Here is an 11,816-nt window from a genome sequence, read left to right on the forward strand (position 1 = left end):
CACCTCGCAGACGTCCGGTGGCGTGCTCCCCCCCCCCCCCCCCCCGGGGGGGGGCGGCCCGGGCATTCGCGCCATCCCCCAGCCCCGCCCCGCGCCCCCCCCCCGGAGCGGGGCCCCGCCCCCCCCCCCCGAGACCGGGCTGCTGTGCGTGACCCTCCTGGAGGGGCTGCGCCGCACCTGGGACCTGCGGCAGTGGTGGGGCGAGTTCGTCGAGCAGTGCTGGTTCCTCGCCCGGGTGACCAGCGTGCCGGTGATGCTGATCGCGGTGCCGCTCGGCGCCACCATCTCGCTGCAGGTCGGCGACATCGCCCGGCAGCTCGGCGCCCAGTCGGGCACCGGCGCGCTGCTGACCGCCGCGATGATCCAGCAGGTGGCCCCGCTGGCCGCCGCGCTGCTGGTCTCCGGCGTCGGCGGCTCGGCCATCACCGCGGACATGGGCGCCCGCAACATCCGCGACGAACTCGCGGCCATGGAAGTCATGGGCATCAACCCGATCCACCGCCTGGTCACCCCCCGGCTGTGGGCGGCGAGCATGGTGTCCGGCCTGCTCTGCTCCGTCGTGATCCTGGCGGGCGTGCTCGGCGGCTACTACTTCAACGTCATCCAGCAGGGCGTCAGCCCGGGCGCGTTCTTCGACGGCGCGACGACCCTGCTGCAGTTCTCGGACCTGGTCATCACCCTGTTCAAGGCGTGGATCTTCGGGTTCATCGCCGCCGCGGTCGCCTGCTACATGGGCATGAACTGCGACCTCGGACCGGTCGGCGTCGGCCGGGCGGTGAACAAGGCGGTGGTGGTCACCTCGATCGTGGTGTTCGCCACCAACTACATCCTCACCATGATCTACCAGGTCCTGTTCCCCCCGAGGTTCTGATGGTCGCCATTTCCCCCGTACGCAAGCTGGGCCGGGCCTTCAAGGGCCGCGCGGCCGGGCTGTCGGCCTCGGCCAACCTGCCGATCTTTCTCGGCCGGGTGCTGTACCACCTCCTCTTCGACATCATCATCCGGCGCAAGTACGGCAAGACGCTGGCCAAGCAGGTCAGCGACATCTCCGTCGGCGTCGGCGCGCTGGTGATCGGCGGCGGCATGATCTTCGTCATCGCGACGATGTCGCTGGCCACCGGCGCGATGGTCGGCCTGCAGGGCTACCCCGGGCTCGAACGCATCGGCGCGGAGGCGTTCACCGGGCTCGTCGCCAGCTACTCCAACGTCCGCGAGGTCACCCCGATCATCGCGGGCGTGGCGCTGGTCGCGCAGGTCGGCACCGGCTTCACCGCGGAGATCGGCGCGATGCGCATCTCCGAGGAGATCGACGCGCTGGAGGTCATGGGCATCAACTCGCTGGCCTACCTGGTGTGCACCAGGGTCGCGGCCGGCGTCATCGCGCTCGTCCCGCTCTACCTGGTGTCGCTGTTCATGGCGTTCTTCGCCACCCGGTTCATCACGATCCAGTACTTCGGCCTGTCGCCCGGCATCTACGACTACTACTTCCACCTGTACCTGCCGCCGATCGACGTGTTCTACAGCGTCATCAAGGTCGCCGTCTTCGCGTTCATCGTGATGTTCATCCACTGCTACCGCGGCTACTACGCCGCGGGCGGCCCGGTCGGCGTCGGCGTCGCCGCGGGCCGCGCGATCCGGGAGTCCACCATCCTGATGATCCTGATGAACCTGCTCCTGTCGTACATCTTCTGGGGCCACGGCAGCACGGTGAGGCTGACCGGATGAGCGACGAGAGCCTCTCCTCCCGGTCCAGGACGATCTTCGGCCTGGTCGGCGCCGGCGTGATCGCGGTCGCCGCGGTCGCCGTCGGGATCTCCACCACCCCCTCGTACGCGGGCTCCACCTACTACGACGCGACGTTCGGCACCGCCGGCCAGGGCCTGGACCCCGGCAAGTCGGACGTGAAGATCCGCGGCATCGCGGTCGGCGCCGTCGACACGATCAAGCTCGGCCGCGACGGCCGGGTGACCGTGAAGATCCGCGTCGACAAGGGGGTCCGGGTCCCCGACACGGCCACCGCGACGATCGAGCCGGTCTCGGTGTTCGGGCCGAAGGACCTGGTGCTGGACCCCGGCGCGCACGAGCTGTCCGGCCCGTTCCTCAAGGACGGCGGGCGGGTCGTGAAGACCGCCGACCCGCAGGACCTGTCGCAGACGGCGTGGCCCGCCTACAACCTCACCAAGGCGATCAACCCGGACGAGGTGGCGACGATCCTGCACACCCTCGGCGCCGGGCTGTCCGGTGAGGGGCCGGCGGCGCGCCGGCTGATCCAGAACGGGTCGACGGTGGTGGACGCCACGTACGCCGACCGCGCCTACATCCAGGCGCTGCTCAACGACATCAACGGGCTGTCGGGCACGCTCGCCGCGCACGGTGACAACATCACCCGGTTCACCGGCGACTTCAACACGCTGTCGCAGGTGATCAACGCCAAGCCGGACAAGATCGACCAGCTGCTCACGCAGGCGGGGCGGCTCGGCGACACCGTCGGCACCACGATGCGCGGGCACGGCGCGAACCTCGGGAAGCTCATCGACGACGTCGGCGGGGTCGCCGCGACGGTGCACTCCGAGAACGACAAGCTGCCGGTGCTGATGGACAGCCTCAACGGCTTCTTCGCCCTGCTGGCGCGCATCATCCGGATCCCCGGGCCGTCGGGCACCACGATCGCGCAGGCCAAGGAGGCGCTCAGCCTCGACCTGTGCCAGGTCTTCATCGACGTGTGCACCACCGACCCGTTCCAGCCCAAGGGCAAGACGGCGAGCACGGCGGGAGGGCGGCCATGAGCCCGGTACGCGGCAAGGCCGCGCGCGGGCCGGAGTACACCACGATCCTGAAGTTCCTGGTCTTCCTCGTGGTGACCCTCCTGCTGACCTTCTACATCGGGCAGCAGATCCTCGGCGCCAGCTTCAACTCCCGCTACCGGCTGACCGCGACGTTCGACGACGTCACGGGCCTGCTCACCGGCGACGAGGTGAAGGTGGCGGGGACGCCGGTCGGCCAGGTGAAGAGCATCAAGGTGGTGCGCGGCAAGGCCGTGGTCGGGATGGCGGTCGACAAGGACGTCCGGCTGCCCGCCGACTCCACCGCCGCCGTCCGCTGGCGCAACGTGATGGGCCAGCGGGTCATCTACCTGGAGCCGGGCAGCAGCCCGGCGAGGCTCGGCAACGGCGACCGGGTGCCGCACACCCGGTCGGTGGTGGACCTCGGCGAGATCCTCAACAGCCTCGGCCCGCTCACCCAGAGCCTCGACCCGAACCAGCTCAACAAGATCCTCTTCTCCTTCTCGCAGGCGCTGGACGGCAACGAGCAGAACATCGCGCTGCTGACCGACAACCTCGACGCGCTGCTGCAGACCTTCGAGGCCCGCCGCGACACGATCAAGGGGATGATCGACAACTACGAGACGGTCAGCGACGCGATCGCCAAGCGGGACACCCAGATCGCCGCCAGCGTCGACAACCTGGCGTCGCTGACCGGCGTGTTCGCCGACAACCGCAAGCTGCTGGAGAACGCGGTCGTGCAGATCTCGGGCGTCACCACCAACCTGAACGCGGTGCTCGGCGGCAACGACGCGCAGCTCGCCCGCATCATCGACAACCTCGGCAAGTTCAGCAACACGTTCCGGCTGAACGTCGACCAGCTGGAGAAGATGGTGCAGCAGCTTCCGCTGACCCTCCGCGAGCTGTTCGCCGCCGCCAACGGCGGGCACTTCCTGCGCACCAACGCGCTGTGCCTGAACGTCGTGCAGGGGCCGTGCCCCTTCCCGATGCAGCTGCCGAAGGCGCCCGGCACCAAGCAGCCGTCCAAGCAGGACCTGACCAAGCTGAAGGCGATGCTGACGGGGAGTGGCGGCTGATGGCGCTCAAGTCCCTGCGGGACGTCAACCAGCGGCTCGTCGCGATCGTGACGCTCGCGGTGCTCGCCGCCGCGCTGATCTTCGCGTTCGCGATCGGCCAGCTGCACCTGTTCGACCAGGGCTACACGATGAGCGGCTACTTCTCCGACCAGGCCGGCATCAAGAAGGGCGACGACGTGCGCGTCGCCGGCGTGAAGTCCGGCCGGGTCACCGCGGGGGCGCCGCACTCCGCCCACGGCCGGGTCCTCATCACCTGGCACGTCAACGCCGGCATCGACCTCGGCCGCGACACCCGCGCGGAGATCGAGACGACGACGCTGCTCGGCGGCCGCTACCTGAAGCTGTCCGGCCCGGTCGCCAGGCCGTACCTGGCGAGCCTGCCGGAGTCCCGGCGGCGGATCCCGCTGGACCACACCGGCGTCCCGTTCACCGTGCCGCAGGCGCTGGAGAACACCCAGAACATCGTCGGCAAGCTCGACGAGAAGAGCATGACGAAGCTGCTGTCGGAGGTCGCGGCGATCAAGTCGCCGGGCGCGGCGAAGCTGCACCGGATCCTGGCGAACATCCAGGACCTGTCGCGCACGCTCAACGACTCCTACCCGCAGATCCAGAACCTGATCGAGGCCAGCAAGACCATCACCGGCACGCTGGCGAGCAAGGACGACAAGCTCCGGGAGATCATCGACTCCAGCCAGGTGCTGCTGCAGTCGCTGGTGAACCGGCGCAACGAGCTCGCCGCGACGATCGGGCAGGGCAGCCGGACGGTCCGCACCCTCGACAACGTCATCTCCAGGAACCAGAAGAAGCTGGACGCGCTGCTGGACAACCTGCACCTGCTGACCACCCGGCTGGCGCCGAACATGGACGCGCTGAACACCGACTTCTCGCTGCTCGGCCCGACGTTCCAGCAGGTCGCGAACCTGAAGGGGAACGGGCCCTGGATCGAGGGCGTGCTCACCGGGCTCGGGCCGATCCAGCCGCCGGGACCGATCTCCACGCGGCGTTCCCCAGCCGGGCAGGGAGGCAACTGATGGGCCGCCTCATTCCGACGAAGCCGGCCCGGGCCGTCGCGGCGGCGCTCGCGCTGGCGCTGGCCGCCGCGCTCGGCGGCTGCTCGATCGGCTCGTCCGGCGGCGAGCGGACGATGACCGTCTACGTGCCGAAGGCGCGCTCGTTCTACCCGCAGTCGAAGGTCCTGGTGATGGGCGTCGACGTCGGGCGGGTCGACACGGTGAAGCAGCTGGACGACAAGATCAAGGTGACGTTCCACATCGGCCGGGACGTCCCGCTGCCGCAGGGCGTGCAGGCGTCGATCGTCCCGCTGAACCTGGTGGGCGAGCGGAACCTGGTGCTGCACCCGGCGTGGAAGCCGGGCGAGCCGAAGGAGACCTCCAACGTCATCCCGATCGAGCGGACGACCGTGCCGGTCGAGGTGGACGACGCGCTGAACTCCTTCACCAACCTGGCGAACGCGCTCGACCCGACGAAGATGCAGACGGCGCTCGGCAAGGCCGCCGACTCCGTGAACGGCAACGGCAAGGAGTTCAACGCCACGCTGGAGCAGAGCGCCCGGCTGGTGGAGAACGTCGCCGGGCAGGACAAGGACCTGATCGAGGTCGCGCAGAACCTCAGCCGGATGGCCGGCGTGGTCCGCGGCCGCGAGCAGGTGCTCGGCACCATGATCCAGGACTTCGGGCAGGCGACGCAGGTGCTCGCCTCCGAGCGCGGCGACCTGCAGGAGCTGATCGGCGCGGTGCTGGACCTGTCGAAGAACGGCGACAAGCTGCTCAAGAGGTACAAGGGGCAGCTGCCCTACGACCTCGCCGTCCTCACCCGGGTCGCGCTGGTGCTGAAGGGCAACACCAAGCAGATCGCGCAGCTGCTGAACGTGCTGCCGGGCGTCAGCGGCGCCCTCATCGGCGGCTACGGCAAGAAGGACAAGTCGCTGCACATCCGGTTCGCCACCGACGCGTTCGTGCGGACGTGGCTGAAGGGCCTGATGGACAGCGACGAGGTCGCCTGCCCGCTTCCCGCGCCCAACTCCAACTGTCCCTGGCAGAACGGAGGCAACTGATGGGCAGGAAGGTCGTCTTGCTCGTCCTCGCCACGGTCCTCGCGCTCTCGGGCTGCAACTACAAGACGGTCGGGGCGCCGAAGGGGCACCTGACCCTGACCGCCGAGTTCAGCGACGTGCAGGGGCTGGTCGCCGGGCACAGCGTGAAGATGTCCGACATCACGATCGGCAGCGTCACCAAGGTGGAGCTGGACGGCTACCGCGCCAAGGCGACGCTGTCCATCAAGGACGGGATCAAGATCCCGCAGGGCACCCGCGCCGAGATCAAGGTGACGTCGCTGCTCGGTGAGAACTTCGTCGACCTGCAGATGCCGCCGGGCGCCAGCATGGACCGCGGCCCGTTCCTGGCGAACCACGCGGCGATCACGCAGACCAGCGTGCAGCCGGCGTTCGAGCAGGTCGTCGGGCAGGCGGGCCCGCTGGTGCAGGCGCTGGCCGGCAACGACGTGGCGACGGTCGTCAACGCCGGCGCCACCGCGCTGGACGGCAACGGCACGCGGCTCAACACCTCGATCGCCAAGGCGACGAGCCTGCTGAAGCTCGTCGCGGACCAGCGCGAGCAGCTCGGCGAGTCGGTCGACCACCTCGCCAAGCTGGGCCGGTCGCTGGCCGCCGGGGACGGCGCGCTGAACGAGGCGCCCGTCCAGATCGAGCGCACCACCCGGCTGCTGGACCAGGACAAGCGGAAGATCCTCGGCACGGTCGCGAAACTCACCGAGGCGGCCCGGCAGCTGAACGACAAGGTGCTCGAAGGGCGGGTCGCCCGGTTCCGCAAGCTGCTGGACGACCTCGACCCCGTCCTCGCGCAGCTCGGCAACAACCGCACCCGGCTGACGAACCTGGTCAACGGGCTGGTGACCTTCACCGACAAGCTCCCGAGGGCCAGCTACGACGGGCAGCTGCTGCTGTACCCGCTGCTGAACATCCTCTGGCCGGACGGGACGCCGGTGCTCGGCGGCGACAAGCCCGCGAAGAAGAAGAGCAAGGCGACGGGCGGCGGCAGCGGCGGCAGCGGCGGCGGCGCGGGGGACACCGAGCTGCCGAAGCAGTTCCGGACCGCGTTCCCCGACCTCGACAAGATCCTGCAGGGGCGGCAATGACCAGGCGAGTGACGATCAACCTGGCGGTGTTCGGCGCACTCGCCGTGATCATGATCGTGTGGGCGTTCCGGAACGTGGTGCACTTCGACTTCATCGAGCGGCCGTACCACATCACGGCCGAGTTCGAGTCGTCGCCGGGCCTGCACCCGAACTTCGAGGTCGACTACCTCGGCCTGCGGGTCGGCAAGATCGACTCGGTGAAGCTGCGGGGGAACAAGGTCGTCGTCCGGCTCGACATGGAGCGCGGGGTGAAGATCCCGCGCGGCGTCACCGCGGCGGCGGCCCGCAAGTCCGCGGTCGGCGAGCCGGTGGTCGAGCTGACCCCCGCCCCCGGGCAGGCGGGCGCGCCGCCGATGAAGCCCGGCACCGTCATCCCGGTGTCGCAGACGAAGGTCCCGCCGAAGTACAGCGACCTGTTCGGCGCGGTCATCAAGTCCCTGGACGCCATCAACCCCGACGACGCGAAGGTGCTCACCCACGAGCTGGCGGAGGGCCTCGCGGGCCGCGAGGACTCGATCCGCCAGATCGTCAACGGCGGCGACGAGCTCACCCAGACGTTCGCGCAGAACACCGAGCTGCTGGACGGGCTGACCCGGGACCTCGGCAAGATCACCAGCGTGCTGAACCGGAACCGGGGAGCGCTCGGGGCGGGCATCGACAACGTCGCCGCCCTCACCTCGGCGCTCGCGCAGATGCGCGGCCAGCTCGCCGAGCTGCGCGACCGCGGCCCCGGCCTGCTGTCCACGGTGAACCAGCTGCTGGACGAGACCGGCCCGAACTTCAATTGCACGGTCGACACGCTCGGCAACTGGGGCATCTCCGCCTACAACCCGAACTACCTGTCGGACCTGAAGACGACCCTCGCCGTCGCGCCGCAGCTCAAGACCGTCCTCGACAACGTCATCGGGCTGGACCAGGGCAAGCCCGTGCTGAACGTCATCTTCGAGATCACGCTGAAGCACCAGGCGGCGCTGGAGTACAAGTACCCGCTGCCGCAGCCGCAGCTGGCCACCGTGCCGACGTGCGCCGGGGGCCGGACGCCGGACCTGGACGTCAAGCAGAACACCTACCGGGCGAAGAACCCGGGCGACGTGATCCCCACCCACGATCCCGCGCTCGACAAGCCGCTGAAGGCGCAGAACGCCGCGAACAACGGCAAGGACTCTTCTGGTGGGCCACCGGTTTGGCTAATCTACATTCCCCCGGTTCTGGCACTGATGGTGCTGATCAGGGTCATGATGGGCTCGGTGCCCGTGGTGTCCCGCCTGTCCCGGCTTCGCCGCCGGCACAAGGACTGACCCCAATCCCCGTAGGAGTACCGAAGTGACAGCCAAGACCACCAAGGAAGCCGCGGACGCCGCCCGGGAGAGCCACCCGGACGGCGAGGCCGACGAGGTCGAGGCGGTCGCGTCCGAGCAGGACGAGGCGGTCGAGGACGCGGAGGCCGCGCAGGCCGGGGCGTCGGAGCAGGAGGACGGCGCCGCGGAGGCCGCCGAGCGGCCCGCCGCCGCGCGGCCGAAGCGCAAGCGGCGGGTCCGGGTCATCGAGGTCATCGACGACGATGACGACCTCGAGGACGTCCTGGAGGCGATCGAGGCCGAGGACGAGGAGGACGAGCGCCCGGCCCGGCCCGCGAAGGCGGCCCGGCCCGCGGCGAAGGCGGCGAAGCCCGCCGCGAAGGCGTCTCCCGCACGGCCCGCCGCGGCGAAGCCCCGTCCGGAGCGGCTCGAGCCCCCGGAGGAGGAGGCCGAGGAGCGGGCGGACGCGGCGGCGCGTCCGGCGCGCAAGGTCGGCCCGTTCTCCTACACCCCGACCCGCCCGCCGAAGGAGCACGCCGGCTCGTCGTCGCTGGTCCGCGTCATCGCGACGGTCGTCGTGGTGGCGGTGCTGGCGAGCCTCGCGATCTGGCAGTGGACGAGGGCGAGCGGCCTGGCGTCGGACAAGGACGCCCGCGGCGAGGTCTCCAAGGTGGCCCTGCAGTACGGGGACGTGGCGTTCAACTACAACGCGTCCAACTACCAGTCGCAGGCGGCCAAGGCCGAGAAGCTTATGGGCGGCGACCTGCTCGACCAGTTCAAGCAGTCCACGCTGCCGACCTTCGCTGCCGGGTTCAAGACCGACCCTCAGTTCGCGGTCACGTCCAAGAGTTCCGACATCTTCGTCGGCAGCGTCAACGGCAAGTTCGCCACGGCGGTCGTGATGGTCGACATCAGCTTGCAGACCAAGGATGGGAAGGTGAGCCAGCCGGCCACGCTGCTGCGCCTCGCGCTGGCGAAGATCGACGGCAAGTGGAAGGTCACCAAGCAGTACCCGTCGGGAGTCAACGACAGCAACGCGAGTCAAGGCGGCAACGGCCTGGTTCCGGGGAGCAGCGCCGCGTCGCCGTCCCCGAGCACGACCGGGAGCGGCAAGCCCAAGAACTGACGCACGCGGCGTCCCGCGCCCCCCCCCGGGGGAGGCGGGCGGGGGGCGGGGGGGGGTGGGGGGGGGGTGGTGGGGGGGGGGGGGGGGGGTTTGGTTTGGGTGGGAGCGTTCGGTCTCAGACGGCGGCACCCGGGTGCCGGACGAGGTGATCCACGAGTTCGGCGCGCTGCTCGGCGCCGCGGCCCTGCTGGAGCGCATCGCGGGCCGCGAGCTGGAGCGCCGCTGCGGCATCCGGCACGCGGTGTTCGAGGTGCTGCTCCGGCTGTCGTCCGCGGGCGCGGACTGCCCCGACATGGGCGGGCTGGCCGGCGAGCTGATCCTCACCAGCGGCGGCATGACCCGGCTGGTCGACCGGATGCAGGAGGCGGGGCTCGTCCGCCGCCGGCCGCACGAGGGCGACCGCCGCCGGCACCTGGTCGAGCTCACCGACGCGGGCCGCGCCAAGCTCGACGAGGCGATGCGGGTGCACGCCGAGACGCTCCGCGAGCACTTCGCGGGCCCCCTCACCGACGAGCAGCGCCACGCCCTCGTCTCGGCCCTCCGCACCCTGAGCACCACCGCCCGCAAGGAACTCGGCACCCTGAGATAACCGCAAGCCGCAGCGCCACGTGCCGCACGCCGCACGGTCACGGCAGGCCTTAGCCGTGGCGGGAGGATCGACCGGCTCGTGACGGGGGTTCCAGGGGGTCGCCCCCCTGGGAATCATCTCGAGTAGTGCTCGACGACGAGTTGCTCGTCGCAGATGACGGGGATCTCGTGGCGTTCGGGGAGGCGGGTGAGCCGGGCGGCGAGGGCGTCGTGGCGGACGTCGAGGTAGGGCGGGACCGTGTCGGTGTGGCCGCCGGCGGCGGCGATCTGGAAGGCGTCCATGCCGCGGCTGCGTTCGGCGACGGTGATGACGTCGCCGGGGCGGAGGCGGAAGGAGGGGCGGTCGACGCGGCGGCCGTTCACGAGGATGTGGCGGTGCACGACGAACTGGCGGGCCTGGTAGATCGTGCGGGCGAGGCCGGCGCGCAGGACGAGCGCGTCCAGCCGGCGTTCGAGGTCGACGAGGAGGGCCTCGCCGGTCTTGCCGCCGGCCTTGGCGGCCTTGGCGAAGGCGTTGGCGAGCTGGGCCTCGCGGATGTTGTACTGCGCGCGGAGCCGCTGCTTCTCGCGGAGCCGGACCTTGTAGTCGCTCTCCTGCTTGCGGGCGCGGCCGTGCACGCCGGGCGGGTAGGGGCGGGCCTCGAAGTACTTGACGGACTTCGGGGTCAGCGGGATGCCGAGGGCCCGGGAGAGGCGGACCTTGGGCCGGGGGTTGTTCATCGCGCTCCTCAGTGGTTAGGTAAGCCTTAGTTAGGCAAGCCTAACTCAGTACGTCAAGGAGGCCATGGTGGGGCGAGCGGACACGACGGGGACGCGGGTGGGCGGGCCGACGGCGGCGGAACGGGCGCGGACGCTCGCCTACGGCATGGGGGACGGCGTCCTCGCGGCGCCGGGCGTCCCGCACACGCCCGTCCCGGCGTACACGACGGACCTCGACGGGCGGCCGCTGCTGCTCCTGCCGAAGGACTCGCCGCTGGTCAGGGCGCTGGACGGGGAGGAGGACCTGCCCGCCACGCTGCGGATCTGCGACGTCGCGCCGGTGCCGCTCGCCGACCGGGTACGGGGCCGGGCGTGGCTGCACGGATGGCTGACGGAGCTGCCGCCGGCCGGGCTGCGGGCCGCCGCGCTGCGGCTGTCCCGCCCGCACCCGCGTCCCGAACTGCTCGACCTGGCCGCCGAGGAGCCGCCGAGCGACGGGGAGTGGACGGTGCTCACGATGGACGTCGCGCAGGTCGAGATCGAGGACGCCTGGGGCGGTGCGACCCTCGAACCCGAGGAGTACGCGGCCGCCGCGCCGGACCCGTTCGCGGCGATCGGCGCGGGCATCCTGGCGCACCTGGACTCCTGCCACCGCGACGAGCTGAAGGGCCTGCTGCCGGTGTCGGCGTCCCCGTCCGGCGACCCGGACGGGCTGCCGGAGGTCCGGCCGCTCGGGCTGGACCGGTACGGGATGTGGCTGCGCTGCTCCGCTCCGTCGCCGGACGCGGGCGGGACGTTCGACCTGAGGCTGACGTTCGGCGAGCCGGTCAGTGATCTCCACGGCCTGCGCCGGGTGTACCGGCACCTGTTCGCGCACGCGACCCCGTAGTCCGTACGGGACGAACACCGAAATATCCGTCCATATGGCCGTGATCTCACGGATGGCGCGGACCGTCCCCTCCGGGACATGCTCGGGTCTCCGGCCGCGGGACGCCGCCCGCCGCCCGCCCGGGACGCCCCGGCCGCCGGCTCGCCCTCGCGGGGTGGGTGAGCAGGCGGACGGGAACCGTAC

At 70.7% G+C, this 11,816-nt stretch carries 12 protein-coding genes; 11 read left to right on the forward strand and 1 reads right to left on the reverse strand.

Annotated features, from left to right (window positions below):
- The first annotated feature begins 148 nt into the window (after positions 1-148).
- The 10 genes from ABZ914_RS35735 to ABZ914_RS35780 all read left to right on the forward strand — a co-directional run bounded on the left by ABZ914_RS35735 (position 149) and on the right by ABZ914_RS35780 (position 10,046).
- Complete coding sequence (locus ABZ914_RS35735; RefSeq protein ID WP_500198682.1) at positions 149-871, forward strand: MlaE family ABC transporter permease; 723 nt, start codon at positions 149-151, stop codon at positions 869-871.
- Positions 871-1,725, forward strand: coding sequence for an ABC transporter permease (locus tag ABZ914_RS35740; RefSeq protein ID WP_500198684.1), 855 nt, complete (start codon positions 871-873; stop codon positions 1,723-1,725). Before ABZ914_RS35735 ends, ABZ914_RS35740 begins: the two co-directional genes overlap by 1 nt.
- On the forward strand, positions 1,722-2,786 hold the full coding sequence (locus ABZ914_RS35745; protein WP_500198687.1) for an MCE family protein: 1,065 nt from the start codon (positions 1,722-1,724) through the stop codon (positions 2,784-2,786). The genes ABZ914_RS35740 and ABZ914_RS35745 overlap by 4 nt, the downstream gene beginning before the upstream one ends.
- The gene (locus ABZ914_RS35750) at positions 2,783-3,859 is read left to right on the forward strand and encodes an MCE family protein (protein WP_500198688.1); all 1,077 of its coding nucleotides are present in this window, start codon (positions 2,783-2,785) and stop codon (positions 3,857-3,859) included. The genes ABZ914_RS35745 and ABZ914_RS35750 overlap by 4 nt, the downstream gene beginning before the upstream one ends.
- Positions 3,859-4,890: an MCE family protein gene (locus tag ABZ914_RS35755; RefSeq protein ID WP_500198690.1), complete on the forward strand. Its 1,032-nt coding sequence runs from the start codon at positions 3,859-3,861 to the stop codon at positions 4,888-4,890. The genes ABZ914_RS35750 and ABZ914_RS35755 overlap by 1 nt, the downstream gene beginning before the upstream one ends.
- Positions 4,890-5,933: an MCE family protein gene (locus ABZ914_RS35760; RefSeq protein WP_500198691.1), complete on the forward strand. Its 1,044-nt coding sequence runs from the start codon at positions 4,890-4,892 to the stop codon at positions 5,931-5,933. Before ABZ914_RS35755 ends, ABZ914_RS35760 begins: the two co-directional genes overlap by 1 nt.
- Positions 5,933-7,033, forward strand: coding sequence for an MCE family protein (locus tag ABZ914_RS35765; RefSeq protein ID WP_500198692.1), 1,101 nt, complete (start codon positions 5,933-5,935; stop codon positions 7,031-7,033). Before ABZ914_RS35760 ends, ABZ914_RS35765 begins: the two co-directional genes overlap by 1 nt.
- The gene (locus ABZ914_RS35770) at positions 7,030-8,331 is read left to right on the forward strand and encodes an MCE family protein (RefSeq protein WP_500198694.1); all 1,302 of its coding nucleotides are present in this window, start codon (positions 7,030-7,032) and stop codon (positions 8,329-8,331) included. The genes ABZ914_RS35765 and ABZ914_RS35770 overlap by 4 nt, the downstream gene beginning before the upstream one ends.
- A gap of 25 nt (positions 8,332-8,356) precedes the next feature.
- Complete coding sequence (locus ABZ914_RS35775) at positions 8,357-9,457, forward strand: hypothetical protein (RefSeq protein WP_500198695.1); 1,101 nt, start codon at positions 8,357-8,359, stop codon at positions 9,455-9,457.
- 133 nt (positions 9,458-9,590) lie between these two features.
- A complete protein-coding gene (locus ABZ914_RS35780; RefSeq protein ID WP_500198697.1) occupies positions 9,591-10,046 on the forward strand; it encodes a MarR family winged helix-turn-helix transcriptional regulator in 456 nt (151 codons plus the stop codon).
- 113 nt (positions 10,047-10,159) lie between these two features.
- Here ABZ914_RS35780 and rpsD read toward each other — a convergent pair whose 3' ends face one another.
- A complete protein-coding gene (gene rpsD / locus ABZ914_RS35785) occupies positions 10,160-10,765 on the reverse strand; it encodes a 30S ribosomal protein S4 (RefSeq protein WP_500198698.1) in 606 nt (201 codons plus the stop codon).
- A gap of 64 nt (positions 10,766-10,829) precedes the next feature.
- On the opposite strand from rpsD, the gene ABZ914_RS35790 reads away from it, so the two are divergent.
- Positions 10,830-11,633, forward strand: coding sequence for a DUF2470 domain-containing protein (locus ABZ914_RS35790; RefSeq protein ID WP_500198700.1), 804 nt, complete (start codon positions 10,830-10,832; stop codon positions 11,631-11,633).
- Positions 11,634-11,816 lie beyond the last annotated feature (183 nt).

This window comes from Spirillospora sp. NPDC046719, from assembly GCF_040645715.1.
Taxonomy (GTDB): Bacteria; Actinomycetota; Actinomycetes; order Streptosporangiales; family Streptosporangiaceae; genus Spirillospora.

Excerpts from the sequence above, each read along its gene's own strand:
- ABZ914_RS35740 (WP_500198684.1), top strand. The coding sequence starts at position 871 with ATGGTCGCCATTTCCCCCGTACGCAAGCTGGGCCGGGCCTTCAAGGGC.
- ABZ914_RS35745 (WP_500198687.1), top strand. The coding sequence starts at position 1,722 with ATGAGCGACGAGAGCCTCTCCTCCCGGTCCAGGACGATCTTCGGCCTG.
- ABZ914_RS35750 (WP_500198688.1), top strand. The coding sequence starts at position 2,783 with ATGAGCCCGGTACGCGGCAAGGCCGCGCGCGGGCCGGAGTACACCACG.
- ABZ914_RS35755 (WP_500198690.1), top strand. The coding sequence starts at position 3,859 with ATGGCGCTCAAGTCCCTGCGGGACGTCAACCAGCGGCTCGTCGCGATC.
- ABZ914_RS35760 (WP_500198691.1), top strand. The coding sequence starts at position 4,890 with ATGGGCCGCCTCATTCCGACGAAGCCGGCCCGGGCCGTCGCGGCGGCG.
- ABZ914_RS35765 (WP_500198692.1), top strand. The coding sequence starts at position 5,933 with ATGGGCAGGAAGGTCGTCTTGCTCGTCCTCGCCACGGTCCTCGCGCTC.
- ABZ914_RS35770 (WP_500198694.1), top strand. The coding sequence starts at position 7,030 with ATGACCAGGCGAGTGACGATCAACCTGGCGGTGTTCGGCGCACTCGCC.
- rpsD (WP_500198698.1), bottom strand. The coding sequence starts at position 10,765 with ATGAACAACCCCCGGCCCAAGGTCCGCCTCTCCCGGGCCCTCGGCATC.
- ABZ914_RS35790 (WP_500198700.1), top strand. The coding sequence starts at position 10,830 with ATGGTGGGGCGAGCGGACACGACGGGGACGCGGGTGGGCGGGCCGACG.